Source organism: Aromatoleum toluolicum (assembly GCF_012911005.2).
Classification (GTDB): domain Bacteria; phylum Pseudomonadota; class Gammaproteobacteria; order Burkholderiales; family Rhodocyclaceae; genus Aromatoleum; species Aromatoleum toluolicum.
This window is the reverse complement of sequence record NZ_WTVS01000290.1, coordinates 57,537-75,241: the sequence shown is the minus strand read 5'-3', so window position 1 is coordinate 75,241 and position 17,705 is coordinate 57,537. Positions and strand designations below refer to the sequence as shown.

General features: G+C 63.2%; 17 protein-coding genes and 2 pseudogenes. 7 read left to right on the top strand and 12 right to left on the bottom strand.

Annotated elements, in window-relative coordinates:
* Positions 1-73 precede the first annotated feature (73 nt).
* Together GPA27_RS29225 and GPA27_RS29220 are read left to right on the top strand one after the other, a co-directional pair.
* Positions 74-337, top strand: coding sequence for a type II toxin-antitoxin system RelB/DinJ family antitoxin (locus GPA27_RS29225; protein ID WP_011114070.1), 264 nt, complete (start codon positions 74-76; stop codon positions 335-337).
* Positions 324-605 (top strand): type II toxin-antitoxin system YafQ family toxin, encoded by a 282-nt coding sequence (locus GPA27_RS29220; RefSeq protein WP_011114071.1) that lies wholly within the window; start codon positions 324-326, stop codon positions 603-605. The genes GPA27_RS29225 and GPA27_RS29220 overlap by 14 nt, the downstream gene beginning before the upstream one ends.
* A gap of 1,121 nt (positions 606-1,726) precedes the next feature.
* Here GPA27_RS29220 and GPA27_RS29215 read toward each other — a convergent pair.
* From GPA27_RS29215 to merT, 10 genes and pseudogenes are all read right to left on the bottom strand, one after another.
* Entirely contained in the window at positions 1,727-4,642 is a 2,916-nt protein-coding gene (locus tag GPA27_RS29215) for a Tn3-like element IS1071 family transposase (protein ID WP_003049965.1), read from the bottom strand.
* Between the two features lie 145 nt (positions 4,643-4,787).
* Positions 4,788-7,520, bottom strand: a pseudogene (locus GPA27_RS29210) (Tn3 family transposase); the annotation flags it as partial.
* 2 nt (positions 7,521-7,522) lie between these two features.
* Positions 7,523-8,083, bottom strand: a complete 561-nt coding sequence (locus tag GPA27_RS29205) for a recombinase family protein (protein WP_003124096.1) — start codon at positions 8,081-8,083, stop codon at positions 7,523-7,525.
* A 118-nt stretch (positions 8,084-8,201) separates the two neighbouring features.
* Positions 8,202-9,203: a DUF3330 domain-containing protein gene (locus GPA27_RS29200; RefSeq protein WP_004636771.1), complete on the bottom strand. Its 1,002-nt coding sequence runs from the start codon at positions 9,201-9,203 to the stop codon at positions 8,202-8,204.
* Positions 9,200-9,436, bottom strand: coding sequence for a broad-spectrum mercury transporter MerE (gene merE, locus GPA27_RS29195; protein ID WP_004099015.1), 237 nt, complete (start codon positions 9,434-9,436; stop codon positions 9,200-9,202). The genes GPA27_RS29200 and merE overlap by 4 nt, the downstream gene beginning before the upstream one ends.
* A complete protein-coding gene (merD, locus tag GPA27_RS29190; RefSeq protein ID WP_004636761.1) occupies positions 9,433-9,798 on the bottom strand; it encodes a mercury resistance co-regulator MerD in 366 nt (121 codons plus the stop codon). Before merD ends, merE begins: the two co-directional genes overlap by 4 nt.
* 17 nt (positions 9,799-9,815) lie before the next feature.
* Positions 9,816-11,501 carry a mercury(II) reductase gene (gene merA / locus GPA27_RS29185; protein ID WP_004636758.1) on the bottom strand — a complete coding sequence of 562 codons (1,686 nt, stop codon included), beginning with the start codon at positions 11,499-11,501 and terminating at the stop codon, positions 9,816-9,818.
* 39 nt (positions 11,502-11,540) lie between these two features.
* Positions 11,541-11,963: an organomercurial transporter MerC gene (gene merC, locus GPA27_RS29180; RefSeq protein WP_004636756.1), complete on the bottom strand. Its 423-nt coding sequence runs from the start codon at positions 11,961-11,963 to the stop codon at positions 11,541-11,543.
* 27 nt (positions 11,964-11,990) lie between these two features.
* The gene (merP, locus tag GPA27_RS29175) at positions 11,991-12,266 is read right to left on the bottom strand and encodes a mercury resistance system periplasmic binding protein MerP (RefSeq protein ID WP_004636750.1); all 276 of its coding nucleotides are present in this window, start codon (positions 12,264-12,266) and stop codon (positions 11,991-11,993) included.
* A 12-nt stretch (positions 12,267-12,278) separates the two neighbouring features.
* Complete coding sequence (merT, locus tag GPA27_RS29170; RefSeq protein ID WP_004636748.1) at positions 12,279-12,629, bottom strand: mercuric ion transporter MerT; 351 nt, start codon at positions 12,627-12,629, stop codon at positions 12,279-12,281.
* A 70-nt stretch (positions 12,630-12,699) separates the two neighbouring features.
* Between merT and merR the strand changes: the two genes are divergently transcribed.
* The gene (merR, locus tag GPA27_RS29165) at positions 12,700-13,134 is read left to right on the top strand and encodes a mercury resistance transcriptional regulator MerR (RefSeq protein ID WP_004636746.1); all 435 of its coding nucleotides are present in this window, start codon (positions 12,700-12,702) and stop codon (positions 13,132-13,134) included.
* A 433-nt stretch (positions 13,135-13,567) separates the two neighbouring features.
* Here merR and GPA27_RS29160 read toward each other — a convergent pair.
* Positions 13,568-14,125 (bottom strand): annotated as a pseudogene (locus tag GPA27_RS29160) (Tn3 family transposase); the annotation flags it as partial.
* Positions 14,119-14,409: a DUF4158 domain-containing protein gene (locus GPA27_RS29155; protein ID WP_232357567.1), complete on the bottom strand. Its 291-nt coding sequence runs from the start codon at positions 14,407-14,409 to the stop codon at positions 14,119-14,121. The gene GPA27_RS29155 and the pseudogene GPA27_RS29160, both read right to left, overlap by 7 nt.
* A gap of 399 nt (positions 14,410-14,808) precedes the next feature.
* Here GPA27_RS29155 and GPA27_RS29150 point away from each other — a divergent pair, with 399 nt between their 5' ends.
* The 4 genes from GPA27_RS29150 (at position 14,809) to GPA27_RS29135 (ending at position 17,693) form a co-directional block, all read left to right on the top strand.
* Positions 14,809-15,846 carry a DNA-binding protein gene (locus GPA27_RS29150; RefSeq protein WP_004637284.1) on the top strand — a complete coding sequence of 346 codons (1,038 nt, stop codon included), beginning with the start codon at positions 14,809-14,811 and terminating at the stop codon, positions 15,844-15,846.
* Positions 15,843-16,343: a hypothetical protein gene (locus tag GPA27_RS29145; protein WP_004637282.1), complete on the top strand. Its 501-nt coding sequence runs from the start codon at positions 15,843-15,845 to the stop codon at positions 16,341-16,343. Before GPA27_RS29150 ends, GPA27_RS29145 begins: the two co-directional genes overlap by 4 nt.
* Positions 16,344-16,553: 210 nt before the next feature.
* Positions 16,554-16,775, top strand: coding sequence for a hypothetical protein (locus tag GPA27_RS29140; protein ID WP_004637279.1), 222 nt, complete (start codon positions 16,554-16,556; stop codon positions 16,773-16,775).
* 3 nt (positions 16,776-16,778) lie between these two features.
* A complete protein-coding gene (locus GPA27_RS29135) occupies positions 16,779-17,693 on the top strand; it encodes a DNA cytosine methyltransferase (RefSeq protein ID WP_009242154.1) in 915 nt (304 codons plus the stop codon).
* The last annotated feature ends 12 nt before the right edge of the window (positions 17,694-17,705 follow it).

Genomic DNA, 17,705 nt, shown 5'->3' with positions numbered 1-17,705 from the left:
TAGCCGCTAAACCTTGCCCTTTCCCTTGGCGTGCATTACAATGTAATTCACGAACCCAACCGGAGAACCAATCATGGCTGCAAACCAGCTCGTACAAACGCGCATCGACGGCGCGATCAAGGAAGAAGCGGCGGCCGTCCTGGCCGCGATGGGCCTTACCGTGTCCGACGCGGTGCGGCTGCTGCTCACGAAGGTGGCCCAGGACAAGGCGCTGCCCTTCGAGCCGCTGATTCCGAACGCCACCACCATCGAGGCGATGAAGGAAGCCCGCAAGGGCAAGCTGCCGCGCTTCGCCACCGTCAACGATCTGATGGCCGATCTGCATGCGGCAGATTGAGCGCACCGGCCAGTTCAAGCGCGACTACAAGCGCGAGGCGAAAGGGCAGCACCGGGCCACGCTCGACGCCGACCTGGTGCCCGTCCTGGTCGCGCTCGCCGACGACCAGCCGCTGGAACCTCGGCACCGCGACCACGCGCTGACCGGGGACTGGAAGGATCACCGGGATTGCCACGTCAAGCCCGACCTGGTGCTGATCTACCAGAAGCCCGACGCCGACACGCTGCGCCTGGTGCGCCTCGGCTCTCACTCCGAACTCGGCTTGTGATCGGCGCGGGCCTGGCCCCGCGTCTCACGTTTCATTGACACTTGAGGGGCGCTTTCCGCGCCACCGGCCGAGCTGGCCGACCCCCTTCCTTGGCGTAAAACCTGCGGCGGTGGAGCTGCTGCGATGCTTGAGGATCGCGCGGCCGGTCGAACCGCGGCGACCTGGTTGGGGAGTGTGAGGGGGCTTTGCCCCCTCGCAAGCTCTCGAACTTACTGCCTTCCGCCAGGCGCTTGCGCCTGGCTCTCCTAAGCCGTAGCGCCGAAGGCGCTCCATTGTGGGGTGAGGCCGCAAGGCGGCCGAGGGGCGTAGCCCCTGGGGGGATGGGAGGCCGCTTGCGGCCGGGTGGGATCGAGAAGGGGGGTTTCCCCCCTTCGGCGGCCGGTCATGCTGCGCGGTAGCTTGGGCCGTGTTGCCGTTTTTTTCGCCAGCCTCTGGTTAAAACTACCTGGTTATATAAAAAGGTTATAAAGACGGTTAAAAACCTGGTTAGCATGACCGAAAAACGCGCGTAAACCGTTGTCACGCCAAGGAAAAGCGCGAAGAGGCCGCCCCTCAAGTGTCAATGGATAAGCCCCCCATGTGTCAATACGCTGCCCCTCAAGTGTCAAGAACCGCGCCCCTCAAGTGTCAGTAGGGCCGCCCCTCAAGTGTCAATACCGGGGCAGGGTTCCTAACAGGGTTATCCACAACTTCGGTGGATAACTCCATGCCGATCAGGCACTTAGGCCGCCTCGGCGGCCGCCTGGACGGCTCGACCAGGCCGAAATCGGCCGCTGCCCCCCAAGTGTCAACATCGCGCCGGCCCCGCTGCCCCTCAAGTGTCAACGTCAGGGCTGCGCCGGCCGGCCTCGGCCGACTTGTCCCGAAACTGTCCACAACGGCCGCGCCGGTGGGGCAGGGCAGGGAAGGCCCCGGAAACGGGCCAGGAAGGCCCGTCAGGGCCGCAAAGCCCAGCGGCGAGGGCCACCGGCCCGGTGAGGGGTCTCCTCGTTTTCAGTGCAATAAGTGACGGTACGAAAAGCTAGCACTGGCGCGGAGGTGGTGTTGGTAGATCGTTGATTTCATTGACTTTCCTGTTCACTTTCAAATCTGCGATTCGTGGCGTCAAACCGTGGTCGGTTTCATCCATTGGTGCCAGTTATCGATGCATTTGGCCGCGAAGGCAGGATTTGGTCAGCATAGCGGTCAACCGGGAAGCGAAACACACCCCGCAAGTTGATGCTCTCCAGCCTGGTGGGCGCAATCTTCCCGATCAGTTCCGGTGGAATGACCTGGCGGCGGTTCGACCAGCGATCCAGGACCGCCTGCATCTGTGAGGTATTCCACGCCATCACGATGTTGGCCATCAGGCTCAACGCATCGGCCACAGCCTGCATTTCATCGACACGTTTGGCCTGCGCCGGGCTGATCCGGCCGGTATAAATGGCGCGCTTGAGGGCGTTAACAGCCTCGCCCCGATTGAGCACCCGGCGCAACTCGTTCCTGAAAGCGTCCTTGACAAAGTAGTCAGCCAAAAACGCCGTACGCAGCAACCGCCCCAATTGCACGCCAGCCTCATAGATTGGATCGCCCTGGGCGGCAGAACCGAACCGCGCAAGAGCTGCCACCGCACTGGCATGTCCGCTCATGACCGAGGCTGCCAGGTGCACCAGACTATCCCAATGCTTTTCGATCAAAGCGACGTCGACATTGGCTTCGCACACCGCAGCGATTTCTGCGGGCACTTTGGTGCCGCGTGGCACAAAGAGGTGGCGCTGTTTGAGTTCCTTCAACCGCGGGCAAAGATCAAAACCAAGCAAACGGGCATGTGACATGGCAAAGTCGGTGTAGCCATGGGTATCCACAGCAAGCTGGCTGGTCTCCAGCTTTTCTTGGCGGATGACACCTTCAATGGCCACGCCCGCCTGGCGCTCATTGAGCACAAAGGGCTGCGCATGGAAGATGCCCCACCGGTCTTTTACATGGGAGTAGATTCCAATGGAAGGTGTGTTGCGCCGAGGATCAAGCCGGGCTTGCCACACCCGTTTGGTGGTCTCCATGCTCATCATGTCAGAAGATGCCAAATCGGACCGCCCCCAGGTGGCGGCAATCGGGTGTCGCTGCATGAATTCCAGCACAGCCTGGCAGGCCTGGCTCAGACGCCGTTCGTCCCGCGCCCAGCGCATGGCCTGGCGAATGCTGGTGGCAGACAATTGCGGAATCATGCGCGCGCATTCGACCGCAGTCAGACTGGTGCCGTGGGCCATGATGCCGGCATAGACCATCAGCAGCTCGTCGGTAGAGCGCGGCTCACGTCCGAGCATGATCCAGCTAAAGCGCACCTGGGCGTCAACGGCCAGAATCACTTCCGGCAATTGAACCTCACCGATGCGGTGATCCAAAGCCGCGCGCAGCTTGGTCACTTCTGGGTCTTCGTCCTCTGCGGGCAATGGCGACAAATGGAGTTCATCATCCACGCGCAGTACGCCACTGCGGGCTGCAGCGGCCACCGCATCGACACCGGCAGTTACTCTGGCCAGCAAAGGCTTCAAGAAAGTGGCAGCCTTGCTGGGTAACGATAGACGGGCATAGTGTTTCTTGGACTCTGCCTGCCAACGCTCGTCCGTGAAGAACAAGCGCGCACGACCCCGAAAGCTCAGGCTGTGCTCAATCCAGACCGAGCCATTGCGCACCGCGCGGCGCAGGGCAAACAGGGTGGCCACCTCCAACGCCTGAAACGCCCGTTCCCGGTCTGGGCTGGAGATCGAAACCTGCCAGATCATTCCCAGACTTGGTGCCACCACTTCAACTGGCAGCTTTCTGGATCCTTTGAGATATAAAGCTTGCAGCTTGGCAAGGTACTCGATGGCAGGATGCTCGCCGGTGGCCTGCCAGGGCAGCTTTGCAATGGCGACGAGCAACGACCGCACGGGGCGAATTCCATCAATCAATCCCTCGCGGACCAGGGAGGCCCTGCTCGGTGGTTTGCGTTTCTGGGTTTCGGTGATCAAGGCTTCAAGACGGGCACGCAACTCAGCATCTGGCACCGCACCTTGCGCGCTCAAGGCAACAAGTTCGCCGAGCAGCGTTTTGTACATTGCGGCCCAATTGACGGTAGCGGGGACATCGGCGGCAGCCTGACGCCACAGATCGGCGATCCGGCGCTGCACCATAAGGATCAACTGGTCTGTGGTGGTGAACAGGCAATACCGAAGAAAGCATGCGACCTCCACGGTGCGCGCTGGCTCTTTGATCTTGGCTCCGGCTGAGGGCGGCCTGGAGACAAGTCGGCGCGCGTAGCGGCGCAAGATGAGATCGGGGATGTCTGCCAGGTGCTTATGAACGTCCAGCGTGTAAAGCAGGTCGATGCGCTCCAGTACCTCGCTGATTTGGCGGGTTGAGTGTTTCGCCGGTGCAGCCCATAGCCAACTCTGCTGGGTTTGTCCATCTGGGCGCAGCTCTGAAACTGAGGCTCGCCAGCGATCAAGTGTTGCTGGATCAACGCTGGCGGCGATGGCGGTGCCTGTTTCAACTTCAAGCTGGGCAAGTGCCGCCGCAATCAGTGTCCGAATTGCCCGCTCGTGCACGATCACCAGCTTGTTCTTGTACAGCCATTGACGCGCCCGCACGAGTAGCTGATCGCGGTCGGCGCAGCGCGCCACTTCGTCGCGCAGTTCACGTACCAGTGAGCGGCGCTGGTGCTCGCTCATCCACTGGAATCCAAGGACCGTGCAGGCTACTTGTTGGTGATCGAATAGCGTGCGCCCGCGTTCATACATGGCTCTCAGCGAGGCGACTTCTGGTGCTGCAATGCCAAGCTCGTTGCCAAGGTGGCGCCACAAGGCTACTGGAATTACCCGAAAGGCACCGAGCAAACGCCCACTCATGCGCAGGAAACCAATATGGAGCGCCAGACCAAGCTTGTGGGAATCACCTCGGCGTGCATTGATTGCGTCGCGCTCGGCACCATCGAAGGTGAAAAATGCCTTCATCTCGAAGTCGCTGATATCGCGGGGGAGCCCACGCATCCCCAAAAACGTTGTGTGCCAACCCTGCATCGTGAACCTCAAAAGTGGGAGGCCACCATACCCGTTTACAAAGCGAACAGGAAAGTCAATGAAATCAACGGTCTACCCAGACCACCCCCGCGCCAGTGCTAGCTTTGCGTACCGTCACTTATTGCACTGAAAACGAGGAGACCCCCCGGTAGCGCTGCTGCTCGAAACTGCGGTCGCGGATTTCACCCAGGCGGTTGAAAAACACTGCCCTGGCCAGCGCATTGCGCGCCTCGCCCTTGTTCAGGCCGGCATGCACGCGGCGGCGCAGTTCCACGCTTTGCAGCCAGTCCAGGATGAACAGCGTGCGCTCGATGCGGCCCAGCTCGCGGAGCGCCACGGCCAGGCCGTTCTGGCGTGGGTAGCTGCCGAGCTTTCGGAGCATCAGGGAGGCCGTCACCGTGCCCTGCTTGATCGAGGTGGCCAGCCGCAGGATTTCGTCCCAATGGGCGCGGACGTGCTTGATGTTGAGCGTGCCGCCGATCATGGGTTTCAGCGCGTCATAGGCGGCGTCGCCCTTCGGGATGTAGAGCTTGGTGTCGCCCAGGTCGCGGATGCGCGGCGCGAAGCGGAAGCCCAGGAGGTGCATCAGGGCGAAGACGTGATCGGTGAAGCCCGCCGTGTCGGTGTAATGCTCCTCGATCCGCAAGTCGGACTCGTGGTACAGCAGGCCGTCGAGCACGTAGGTCGAATCGCGCACGCCGACGTTCACGACCTTGGTGTGAAATGGCGCGTACTGGTCAGAAATGTGGGTGTAGAACGTCCGCCCTGGGCTGCTCCCGTATTTCGGGTTGATGTGGCCGGTGCTCTCGGCCTTGCTGCCGGTGCGGAAGTTCTGGCCGTCCGACGATGAGGTGGTGCCGTCGCCCCAGTGCTCGGCGAAGGGATGGCGGAACTGTGCGTTGACCAGATCGGCCAGCGCCGCCCCGTAGGTTTCGTCGCGGATGTGCCAGGCTTGCAGCCAAGCCAGCTTGGCGTAGGTCGTGCCGGGGCAAGACTCCGCCATCTTGGTCAGGCCCAGGTTGATCGCGTCGGCGAGGATCGTGGTCAGCAACAGGTTCTTGTCTTTGGCCGGGTCGCCCGATTTCAGATGCGCGAAATGCCGAGTGAAGCCCGTCCATTCGTCCACCTCCAGCAGCAGTTCGGTGATCTTGACGTGCGGCAGGATCATTGCCGTCTGGTCGATCAGCGCTTGGGCGGTGTCGGGTACCGCCGCGTCGAGCGGCGTGATCTTCAAGCCTGACTCGGTGATGATGGCGTCCGGCAGCTCGTTGGCCGTCGCCATACGGTTGACGGTGGCAAGCTGTGTTTCCAGCAGCGTCAGCCGGTCGTTCAGGTACCGGTTGCAGTCGGTGGCCACGGCCAGCGGCAATTCGCTGGCCTGCTTGAGGCTGGCGAATTTCGCGGGCGGCACCAGGTAGTCCTCGAAGTCCTTGAACTGGCGCGACCCCTGCACCCAGATGTCGCCGGAACGCAACGCGTTCTTCATCTCCGACAGCGCGCACAGTTCGTAGTAGCGCCGGTCGATGCCGGTGTCGGTCATGACCAGCTTCTGCCAGCGCGGCTTGATGAACTCGGTCGGCGCGTCGGCGGGCACCTTGCGGGCGTTGTCGCTGTTCATGCCGCGCAGCACCTCGATGGCGTCGAGCACGTCCTTCGCGGCGGGAGCGGCCCGCAGCTTGAGCACGGCAAGGAATTCCGGCGCGTAGCGGCGCAGCGTGGCGTAGCTTTCGCCGATGCGGTGCAGGAAATCGAAGTCCTCGGGCTGCGCAAGCTTCTGCGCTTCGGTGACGCTCTCGGCGAAGGCATCCCAGGACATGACGGCCTCGATGGCGGCGAACGGATCGCGGCCCGCCTGCTTGGCCTCGATCAGCGCCTGGCCGATGCGGCCGAACAACCGCACCTTGGCGTTGATCGCCTTGCCGGACGCCTGGAATTGCTGCTGATGCTTGTTCTTGGCGGCGTTGAACAGCTTGCCCAGGATGCGGTCGTGCAGGTCGATGATTTCGTCGGTGACGGTGGCCATGCCCTCGATGGCAAGCGCCACCAGGGTGGCATAGCGTCGCTGCGCCTCGAACTTGGCCAGGTCGGCGGGCGTCATCTGGCCACCCTCACGGGCGATCTTGAGCAGGCGGTTCTGGTGCACCGACCGCTCGATGCCAGAAGGCAGGTCGAGCGCCTGCCACGCTTTGAGGCGTTCGATGTGTTCCAGCATGTGCCGCGAATTCGGTTTGACGGGCGATTGGCGCAGCCAGGCCAGCCAGGTCGTTTTGCCGTTGTCCCGACGCTTGAGCAGATCGTCGAGGCGGCGGCGATGCGCGTCCGACAGCGGTTCGGCCAAGGCATCGTAGATGCGCCGGTTGGCGCGGGTGATTGCTTCGGCGCTCGCCCGCTCGACGGCGTTGAGGGCAGGCAGAATGACCGACTGCTGCCGCAGGTGCTCGATCAAGGTGCTGGCCAGCACGATGCCCTTGTCGGTCTGCAAGGCCATCTCGGTCAGCAACTGGACGGCCTGCCGGTAGTGGCCCATGGTAAAGGGCTGGAAGCCGAACACCGTTTGCAGTTCGACCAGGTGCTCGCGCCGGGTCTGCTCCCGCTGCCCGTATTCGTCCCAGCTTTCGACGCTGACCTTGAGCTGGTCGGCGACCAGTTTCAACAAGGGCGGAAACGGCGGCTCATCGACGCCCAGGATGACACCAGGAAAGCGCAGGTAACAGAGCTGCACGGCGAAGCCCAGCCGGTTGGCCGGGCCGCGCCGCTGCCGGATGATGGAGAGGTCGGTTTCGCTGAACGTGTAGTGACGGATCAACTCATCCTTGGTGTCCGGCAACGCCAGCAGGCTTTCGCGCTCGGCGGCGGACAGGATTGAACGACGTGGCATATTTACTGATCCGTTCTCAAGTATTGATACAGGGTTTCGCGACTGATTCCGAATTCACGAGCCAGCTTGGTCTTTTGCTCGCCAGCCTCGACACGTTGGCGCAGTTCGGCAATACGCTCAGACGACAGGGATTTCTTCCTGCCACGGTAGGCCCCGCGCTGCTTGGCGAGCGCGATGCCCTCGCGCTGCCGCTCGCGGATCAAGGCGCGTTCGAACTCGGCGAACGCGCCCATTACCGACAGCATCAGGTTCGCCATCGGCGAGTCCTCGCCGGTGAAGGTCAAATGCTCCTTAAGGAACTCGATGCGTACGCCGCGCTGGGTGAGGCCCTGCACCAGGCGGCGCAGGTCGTCGAGGTTGCGCGCCAGACGATCCATGCTGTGCACCACGACCGTGTCGCCTTCGCGCACGAAGGCGAGCAGCCGTTCCAGTTCGGGCCGCCGTGTGTCCTTGCCCGACGCCTTGTCGGTGAACACTTTATCCACCTGGATCTGTTCGAGCTGCCGTTCTGGGTTCTGGTCGAAGCTGCTGACGCGGACGTAACCGATGCGCTGACCGTGCAAGGTATCCTCCTGAGGGAAATGTGTCAGGAAGAAATCTATGACCCTTGACGGCGCATGTCAATCAATTCGGAAGGCAACTCTATTCTGACGATTTAGCGCCGGATGGTCTGACGCCAAGTTAGGGTATGCCTGAGTCTGACGGCAGCGAGCCGCAGGTGTTCGGATCAGCACCGGTTTCGTTCTCTGCCTTGGCCCGCGCCTGGAAGCGCTGATAGCACTCCAGCCCGCAGAAGTGCTCGACATACTCCACGCCTTCCGGGGTAAAGGCGGCATCGAGCGGGATTTCCTTGCAGCACACGCAGCAACTGGTGGCAGTCGGATCATTTGCATTCATGGTGGCACCCCTCCATTGACTGACAAAGGCGGCGAATGCCGCCGCCGGCATTGGCTTGGCGAACAGGAAGCCTTGTCCCGTATCGCACTCCGCTTGCCGCAACAGTGCGAGACTGGTCGGCGTTTCCACGCCCTCGGCCACCACGTCCATGCCCAGCCCGTGCGCAAGCTGAATCACGGAGCGCACGATGGTTCGGTCGCGGTGATCGGCGACGAGTCCGGCGACGAAGGACTGGTCGATCTTGAGCGTAGTAATCGGGCAGCACTTCAGGTGTTGCAGGCAGGAATAGCCGGTGCCGAAGTCATCGGCGGCGAAGCGCACACCGATCTGTCGCAAGGCTTCCAGGGCGGGGAAGATCGCCGGATTACCGAATGCGACCGATTCGGTCAGCTCGATTTCAAGAGACTCGGCGGGCAACTCGGCATCAGCCAGCATGTCCTTTACCCACCCGTCGAAACCCGGTCTCACTTGGCTCGCCGAAACATTGACGGCCAGCCGGAACGGTTGCCACGCCAGCTTCCGCCACTCGCGCATCTGGCGGCAGGCTGCGCCCAGCACCCAGGCACCGATTTCCGGCATCAGGCCGGACGATTCGACCACAGGCAGGAACTGGCCGGGCGGCAGCAGCCCGAGCGTCGGATGACGCCAGCGCAACAGGGCTTCCGCACCGACAATCTGGTCACTGCGCAGATCGACTATCGGCTGGTAATGCAGCTCAAGTTGCCCGCGCACAACCGCCTGCGCCAACTCGGTCGCCGTCCATCCGGCGGGGTGCGAGGTCGTCATGATCCGCCCCGGAAGGCCCGCAGTAGCCGCGTCACGGACAGCACGAACAAGCCGGTCAGCGTGAGGGCTGCAATACCCCAATGCTCCCCGATGAATGCGCCGGCGGTCGTTCCGGCCAGCACAACGGCGAGAATCGGCAAATGGCAGGGACAGGTGAGCACGGCCAGCGCGCCCCACAGGTAGCCGGTGAACGGCTTGCGTGTCTTGGTCGGCAGGCGTTCCGGGCCGTTCATGGCAGACTCTCCGCGTGCTGTGCCGGCTCGGTCGGCAGGGTGGCCAACTGCGCTTCCAGATCGGCCAACGCTTCGCGCCGGCGTTCGACGAACTGGCGCAGCACGGCAAGCTGCGTGGCCGCTTCGCCACCGTCCGCTGCATCCAGCGCCCGGAACAGCCGCGCCAGCGCATCGAGGCCGATGCCCGCTTCGAAGGCGGACCGCACGAAGCACAGCCGCTGCAAGGCAGCCTCGTCGAACAGGCCGTAGCCGCCTGGCGTGCACGCCACCGGCCGCAGCAGTCCGCGCAGCAGGTAGTCGCGCACGATATGCACGCTCACCCCGGCATCAAGGGCCAGCCGGGACACCGTGTAGGCGTTCATCGAACACCTCCTTTTTCTCACCCGGCGCAGCAGGAAAGCTGCTTCACATCCTTGTTGAAGGTCTGCGCCGCGAGCTTCAAGCCCTCGACCATCGTCAGGTAGGGAAACAACTGGTCGGCCAGTTCCTGCACCGTCATGCGGTTGCGAATCGCCAGCGCAGCGGTCTGGATCAGCTCGCCCGCTTCCGGCGCGACCGCCTGCACGCCGATCAGTCGTCCGCTGCCTTCTTCAACGACCAGCTTGATGAAGCCGCGTGTGTCGAAGTTGGCGAGTGCGCGCGGCACGTTGTCCAAGGTCAAGGTGCGACTGTCGGTCTCGATCCCGTCGTGCTGGGCCTCTGCCTCGCTGTAGCCCACGGTGGCGACTTGCGGATCGGTGAACACCACGGCAGGCATGGCGGCAAGGTTAAGCGCCGCGTCACCGCCCGTCATGTTGATCGCCGCACGGGTGCCGGCCGCTGCCGCCACATAGACGAACTGAGGCTGGTCGGTGCAGTCGCCGGCCGCGTAGATGTCCGGCGTGCTGGTCCGCATGCCGACGTCGATGACGATAGCGCCTTGCAGGTTGAGCGCGACACCTGCCGCGTCCAGTGCCAGGCTGCGCGTGTTGGGCGAGCGACCGGTGGCGACCAGCAGTTTGTCGGCGCGCAGCTCGCCGTGCGCCGTGGTGAGCACGAATTCGCCGCCCTCGTGCGCGACCTGGCTGGCCTGGGTGTGCTCCAGCACCTCGATCCCTTCGGCGCGGAACGCCGCCGTGATTGCCTCACCGATGGCCGGGTCTTCGCGGAAGAACAGGGTGCTGCGTGCAAGAATCGTTACTTTGCTGCCCAGTCGGGCGAACGCCTGCGCCAGTTCCAGCGCTACCACCGACGAACCAATCACGGCCAGCCGCTCAGGAATGGTGTCGCTGACCAGTGCTTCGGTGGAAGTCCAGTACGGCGTGTCCTTCAGGCCGGGAATCGGCGGCACGGCCGGACTCGCGCCGGTGGCAATCAGGCAACGGTCGAACGCCAGCACACGTTCGCCACCACCGTTGAGTTGCACGGTCAGGCTGTGCGCGTCCTTGAAACGGGCTTCGCCGTGCAGCACGGAGATGGCGGGATTGTCATCCAGGATGCCTTCGTATTTGGCGTGGCGCAGTTCATCGACGCGCGCCTGCTGCTGGGCCAGCAGCCGCTCGCGCAAGATCGTCGGCGGTGTGGGCGGCATGCCGCCATCGAACGGGCTTTCTCGACGCAAGTGGGCGATGTGAGCAGCGCGGATCATGATCTTGGACGGCACGCAGCCGATATTGACGCAGGTGCCGCCAATAGTGCCGCGCTCGATCAGGGTGACGTGCGCGCCTTGCTCGACGGCCTTCAGCGCCGCCGCCATCGCCGCGCCGCCGCTGCCGATAACGGCAATATGCAATCCGCCACCATCATCACCAGCCTTGTCGCCGCTACCTAGCCATTCGCGCATCTTGACGAGCAAGCCGCCGCCCACCGGAGGCACGAGCGCGTCGGCGAGCGTGGCCCGATAACCGAGTCCGGCCACGGCGGCAGTCAACGCGTCCGGCGATGTGCCGGTCTCGACGGCGAGCTTGGCGCTGCCCTTGGTATATGAGACATTCGCCGACTGCACGCCTGGCACTTTCTCCAGGGCTTCCTTGACATGCACTGCGCACGAGTCGCAAGTCATGCCGGTGATTTTGAGGGTGGTCATTCATCGTTCCTTTTCTGTGTTGGCCGCTGGCTCACGCCGTCAGCCGTGTTTTGCTGGGAGTTCGCAGCCATCCGGCCCGCAGCGGCGATTTGCCGGTGAAACCAAGTCCCAGATCGACACGCCGATCATCAGGGCCAGGCCGGTGTATACGAGGCGCGCTGTCCACCAGTTGCCAAGCAACCAGACGGTTCCGGCGAACACGATGGCTGGCCCGATCATGCCGAGCAGGCTGCGGTGCCATTGCCGATGACTGAGCCAGCCCAGTGCATTCGCCAGCAAAGCGACGACGGCGAACAGCGGCAGCAGCGTGAAAATGAACAAGCCTTCGTATTCCTGTAGAAAGCCCAGCCCGATGGCCGCGCCCAAGCTGGCGATGGCCGGAAAACAGGCGGCGCAGCCCATCGCGGAAACCACACTGCCAAGCGCGCCGGCCTTGTCGGCAATGCGTGTGATCAGTCCCATGATCGCCCCAGGGTCGGGTTCAGTGGCTCACTGCTTGACGCTGGAGGGATAGCCCGCGTCCCCGGTTGCCTTGGTCAGCTTCTGCACACTGGTCTTGGCATCATCGAAGGTGACCACCGCTTCGCGGGTCTCGAAGGTCACGGCAACTTTACTGACGCCATCGACCTTGGAAATCGCCTTCTTGACGGTGATCGGACAGGCCGAGCACGTCATGCCCGGTACGGACAGCGTGACGGGCTGGGTAGCGGCCCACACGGGGGCAACAACGGCGGCGAGGGCGAGGGAGGCAAACAGTTTCTTCATGGTGAACTCCGATCAGTAGAAAAATGGCATGACATAGGGAAATCCGAGCGCGACCAGAACCAGTACGGCCACGACCCAGAAAATGAGCTTGTAGGTCGCTCGCACTTGGGGAATCGCGCAGACCTCACCCGGCCTACAGGCTTGCGCAGGGCGGTAGATGCGCCGCCAGGCGAAGAACAACGCCACCAGCGCTGCGCCGATGAAAATCGGGCGATACGGCTCCAGCACGGTCAGGTTGCCGATCCAAGCCCCGCTGAAGCCCAAGGCGATCAGAACCAGCGGCCCGAGGCAGCAAGCGGAGGCGAGGATGGCGGCCAGCCCGCCGGCGAAGAGCGCACCGCGCCCGTTTTGCGATTCAGACATACGTTGGCCTTTTGAATTTGGATTGGATAGCGTAACCTTACTTCCGTACTCATGTACGGAGTCAAGCGATATGGAAAATACTTTGGAGAACCTAACCATTGGCGTTTTTGCCAAGGCGGCCGGCGTCAATGTGGAGACGATCCGGTTCTATCAGCGCAAGGGCTTGCTGCCCGAGCCGGACAAGCCTTACGGCAGCATCCGCCGCTATGGGGAGGCGGATGTAACGCGGGTGCGGTTCGTGAAATCCGCTCAGCGGTTGGGCTTCAGCCTGGATGAAATCGCCGAGCTGCTGCGGCTCGACGATGGCACCCACTGCGAGGAAGCCAGCAGCGTGGCCGAGCACAAGCTCAAGGACGTGCGCGAGAAGATGGCCGACTTGGCGCGCATGGAAACCGTGCTGTCTGAACTCGTGTGCGCCTGCCATGCACGAAAGGGGAATGTTTCCTGCCCGTTGATCGCGTCACTACAGGGCGGGGCAAGCCTGGCAGGGGCGGCGACGCCTTAGCGTGCTTTATTTTCCGTTTTCTGAGACGACCCCGAACAGCTCATGCGAACCGCTGGCCAGCCACTGCCCTACGGCGGCCGCCTCGATGCGAGCCGGATGCCTGCCGGCGAAAGTGAACACGATAGACGAATCACTGCCCGCGAAGGCTCTGTTTCCGGGGCTTGGCGGTCGAATTCGAGTGCCAGCACGCATGAAATCGGCCTGATCCTGGCTAACTTGCCCATTTTTCCCGGCCTGGAGCCATTCGAGGCTCGGGCCGACGCGCCCGATTCGTCTATCGGGGGCTTTTCGGGGTCCCCTCGTTTTCAGTGCAATAAGTGACGGTACGAAAAGCTAGCACTGGCGCGGAGGTGGTGTTGGTAGATCGTTGATTTCATTGACTTTCCTGTTCACTTTCAAATCTGCGATTCGTGGCGTCAAACCGTGATCGGTTTCATCCGTTGGTGCCAGTTATCGGTGCTCCCTGCCGCGAGGGCAGGATTTGGTCGGCATAACGGTCAACAGGAAAGCGGAACACGCCTCGCAGGTTGATGCTTTCCAGCCTGGTGGGAGCAATTTTTCCGATCAGTTCCGGCGGAATGGCCTGGCGGCGGTTCGACCAGCGATCCAGAACAGCCTGCATTTGTGACGTGTTCCACGCCATGACGATGTTGGCCAGCAGACTCAACGCGTCGGCCACAGCCTGCATTTCGTCCACACGTTTGGCCTGTGCCGGGCTGATCCGGCCGGTGTAAATGGCGCGCTTGAGGGCGTTGACCGCCTCCCCCCGGTTGAGCACCCGGCGCAATTCATTCCTGAAAGCGTCCTTAACAAAGTAGTCGGCAAGGAACGCGGTTCGCAGCAAACGTCCCAATTGCACGCCAGCGTCATAGATGGGGTCACCCTGGGCAGCAGAGCCAAACCGCGCCAGTGCTGCCACCGCACTGGCGTGACCACTCATGACCGAAGCCGCCAGATGCACCGGGCTGTCCCAATGCTTTTCGATCAGGGCATCCACCGAAAACCAAGGGCCGTGCACGCTACTTGCTGGTGATCGAACAGTGTCTTCTCCCGCCCGTACAGCGTGCGCAGCGAAGCCACATCAGGGGTGGCAATGCCAAGTTCCTCGCTCAAGTGGCGCCACAGGGCGACGGGAACCACCCGAAAGGCATACAGCAGGCGGCCACTCATGCGCAAAAACCCGATATGCAGCGCCAGACCGAGCTTGTGGGCGTCACCCCGGCGCGCATTGATTGCCTCGCGCTCTGCACCATCGAAGGTGAAAAACGCCTTCATCTCGAAGTCACTGATATCGCGGGGCAGCTCACGCATCCCCAAAAACGTCGTTTGCCAGTCCTGCATCGTGAACCCCATTAGTGGGAGGCCACGATACCCGTTTGAGAAGTGAACAGGAAAGCCAACAGAATCAACGATCTACCAACACCACCCCCGCGCCAGTGCTGGGTTTGCGTACCGCCAGTTATTGCACTGAAAACGAGGGGACCCCTTTTCCAGAAGGACGGCCGCCGAGGTGGCCACCGACCTGCTTCCACCACCAGCTCGACGCCGGCACGCCGAAGGCAAGGGCGACGGCGGCCGATCCCGACCGGCACTTCGCCTGTTGCGTTTGTTGTTGTTTGCTGTAAAATACAACATACAACAACAAACAACACAATCAACCGAAAGGAGCCTGTCATGGCAAGCGAAGCGATCATCACGGAAGAACTGATCTGTAAAGCCGCCGAACAACTGGCGGCAGAGGGGATGCGCCCGACGAACGAGACGGTGCGCGAACTGCTGGCGAAGTGGACGAGCACGAAGGGCGGCAGCTACGCCACCATCGGCCCGGTGCTGCGCGCCTGGAAGGCCCGCCGCAAGGCTGCCGAGTCGGCCGAGCCGGTACGCGAGGCCGCGCCCCAGGTTGTGCTCGACAAGGTGCAGGGCTGGGCTTCGGACATGTGGGGCGTGGCCCTAGAGCTTGCCAATGGCCGCTTGGCCTCCGAGCGTGAATCCCTGGAGCGGGTGCGTCAGGAACTCGAAGCCGAGACAGCGGAGGCGCTGGCCCTGGCCGAGAAGCGAGAGGACGAGCGCGATGAAGCACGCCGGCAAGCCGCCGAGCTGACCGACCAACTCGCCAGCCTTCAAGTCGACGTGGCTGCGCAAACCGAACGGGCTGCGGCTGGTGAAGCACGGGCGGCAGAGCTGGAGAAGCGGGCCAATGAGGTGCATGACGACCTGAAGGCCGAGCGTGCGCGGCGTGATGAAGCGGAGGCTGCGCGCCGGACGGTGGAAGCCGAGCTTTCCACCCAGCGCGCGGACGTGGCCCGACTCTCCCAGCAAGCGGCAGACTTGGAGCGCGAGCTGGCCCAAGTTCGCGGTGAACTTGCGCGAGTGCAGGATCAAGGAGCGGCCGAGCTGGCGGCGGCGCGGAAAGAGCACGCCGAAGGGGCGGCTGCTCAACGTGCCCAGCATGATGCCGAGGTGGGGCGACTGAAAGATGCTCACCAGCAGGCATTGCACGACCAGAAGCAGCGCAGCGTGGAGGTCATCGGCAAGCTGGAGACTTCCAAGCAGCGCATGGAGGCCGAGCTGGACGAGGCGCGCAAAGAGGCACGCGATGCGGCCGCCCAACTTGGCCGGGTGACAGGGGAACTCGACGCGCTGCGCAGTCAAGTCGCCAGTCAAGAGGCGACCATCCGGGGCTTCACCGCAAAGAAGGCTGACAAGACATGATCGGCTCCGCGTGGCTGCATCTGGCCAGCTTCGCGGTCATGCTGGTGGCGACCCGCACCGTTCGGCGCTGGACGTGGCTGTACGCCCTGTCCGTGCTGCCTGGCACGCTGGCCCATGAGGCTATGCACTGGATGGCCGGCTGGCTGTTTGGTGCGCGCCCGGTTTCCATGTCGATCCTGCCGCGCCGGATGCCTGACGGGGAGCTGCTGCTGGGGCGCGTGCTGTTCATGCGCCTGCGCTGGTGGAATGCGGTTCCCGTGGCCCTCGCGCCGTTCCTTCTCATCCCGTTGAGCGCCGGCCTGCTGTGGCATTCCGCTGGCTGGCCCGCTCTGGCGTGGCCCAGCCTTGGCCTGAAGCTCCTGGCGGTGCAATGCCTGCTGGCGACGTGGCCGAGTGGCCGCGATTGGTGGCACGCCCTGGGCGGTGCAGCCGTGGCCGGGGCGCTGACGCTCGCTGGCCTCTACCTCTACAACCGTTTTGGCTTCGCCCTGCGGTGACTTTCGCGCGCGAAAGTCCGCGCTTGCGTGTTATTTGCTTTCACAATGAAAGCAAATAAACGCCAATATCTATTGACGGTCAATAGTTTGACGGGTAGAATATAGGCATTGCTTCAGTGATGAGGCGATGCCCCGGCAGGGGTGACGGTGAGCAGACCAGACCCCAGCCGCTTAGACCATCTTCAACCCTTCCGCATAAGGAAAACGACCATGCAGACCGCCCACGTCGCCCAGGCCAACACCACCGCCCAAGCCACGGATTACCCGCAATGGGTGATCGTTGAGAACGCCGGCACCGATGCCGAAGACGTGTGGAGCGACCACCACACTTTCAAGGCGGCGCTGAAGGAGCTGGAGAGCTGCGGCGGGACGGATAACGGCTTCGACCTGATGAAGCGCCTCCCCGATGGCACCCTGACCACGGAATTCTGACCCATGCGCTGCATCGACCTCTTTGCGGGGGCCGGTGGCTTCACCGAGGGCGCGCGCCTTGCCGGCGCGCGCGTCGTGTGGGCCGCAAACCATTGGCCGCTCGCTGTTCAGTACCACCAGACCAACCACCCGGACACTTGGCACGAGTGCCAAGACCTTCAGCAAGCCGACTGGCGCGCGGTGCCCGCGCATGATGTTGTGCTGGCTTCGCCAGCCTGCCAAGGGCATTCGAGGGCAAGAGGCCGCGAACGGCCGCACCATGACGCGCTGCGCAGCACGGCTTGGGCCGTGGTGGCTTGCGCGGAATATCACCGCAGCCCGGTGATCCTGGTCGAGAACGTGCCGGACTTCGAGAAGTGGGTGCTTTATCCGGCTTGGCGCGATGCGCTGCGCCGGCTGGGCTACGCCGTTTCGCCGCATCTGGTCGATGCGGCCGATCATGGCGTGCCGCAGAACCGGCAACGCCTGTTCCTGGTCTGCACGCGCTCGCGGCGGCCGCTGCGTTTGAGCCTGCCGCGCCGCGAGCACCGACCCATTGCCGACGTGATCCAGTGGGATGCCCACCCGTGGAGTCCGATCGCCACGCCCAGGCGCAGCGAAAAGACGCTGCGCCAGATCGCGGCGGGCCGTGCTGCGCACGGCGACCGCTTCTTGATCCCGTACTACTCCAGCGGCAGCGGCCTCACTGGCCGCAGCATCCACCGGCCTGTCGGCACCATCACGACCCGCGACCGCTGGGCCGTGATCGAGGGCGACCGGATGCGAATGCTTGCCGTGCCCGAGGCACGGGACGCTATGAGCTTTCCGCCGTCCTACGTCCTCCCCAACGTCCACCGCGATGCCATGCACCTGCTGGGCAATGCCGTCTGCCCCGTGGTGGCCGCTGACTTCCTCAACGAGCTGCGCCTTGCGGCTTGATCGAACTTCCTG

Excerpts from the sequence above, each read along its gene's own strand:
- GPA27_RS29145 (WP_004637282.1), top strand. The coding sequence starts at position 15,843 with ATGATCGGCTCCGCGTGGCTGCATCTGGCCAGCTTCGCGGTCATGCTG.
- GPA27_RS29135 (WP_009242154.1), top strand. The coding sequence starts at position 16,779 with ATGCGCTGCATCGACCTCTTTGCGGGGGCCGGTGGCTTCACCGAGGGC.
- GPA27_RS29225 (WP_011114070.1), top strand. The coding sequence starts at position 74 with ATGGCTGCAAACCAGCTCGTACAAACGCGCATCGACGGCGCGATCAAG.
- GPA27_RS29140 (WP_004637279.1), top strand. The coding sequence starts at position 16,554 with ATGCAGACCGCCCACGTCGCCCAGGCCAACACCACCGCCCAAGCCACG.
- GPA27_RS29220 (WP_011114071.1), top strand. The coding sequence starts at position 324 with ATGCGGCAGATTGAGCGCACCGGCCAGTTCAAGCGCGACTACAAGCGC.
- merD (WP_004636761.1), bottom strand. The coding sequence starts at position 9,798 with ATGAACGCCTACACGGTGTCCCGGCTGGCCCTTGATGCCGGGGTGAGC.
- merP (WP_004636750.1), bottom strand. The coding sequence starts at position 12,266 with ATGAAGAAACTGTTTGCCTCCCTCGCCCTCGCCGCCGTTGTTGCCCCC.
- merA (WP_004636758.1), bottom strand. The coding sequence starts at position 11,501 with ATGACCACCCTCAAAATCACCGGCATGACTTGCGACTCGTGCGCAGTG.
- GPA27_RS29215 (WP_003049965.1), bottom strand. The coding sequence starts at position 4,642 with ATGCAGGGTTGGCACACAACGTTTTTGGGGATGCGTGGGCTCCCCCGC.
- GPA27_RS29155 (WP_232357567.1), bottom strand. The coding sequence starts at position 14,409 with ATGAAGGCGTTTTTCACCTTCGATGGTGCAGAGCGCGAGGCAATCAAT.
- merR (WP_004636746.1), top strand. The coding sequence starts at position 12,700 with ATGGAAAATACTTTGGAGAACCTAACCATTGGCGTTTTTGCCAAGGCG.
- GPA27_RS29150 (WP_004637284.1), top strand. The coding sequence starts at position 14,809 with ATGGCAAGCGAAGCGATCATCACGGAAGAACTGATCTGTAAAGCCGCC.
- merC (WP_004636756.1), bottom strand. The coding sequence starts at position 11,963 with ATGGGACTGATCACACGCATTGCCGACAAGGCCGGCGCGCTTGGCAGT.
- GPA27_RS29200 (WP_004636771.1), bottom strand. The coding sequence starts at position 9,203 with ATGACGACCTCGCACCCCGCCGGATGGACGGCGACCGAGTTGGCGCAG.
- merE (WP_004099015.1), bottom strand. The coding sequence starts at position 9,436 with ATGAACGGCCCGGAACGCCTGCCGACCAAGACACGCAAGCCGTTCACC.
- merT (WP_004636748.1), bottom strand. The coding sequence starts at position 12,629 with ATGTCTGAATCGCAAAACGGGCGCGGTGCGCTCTTCGCCGGCGGGCTG.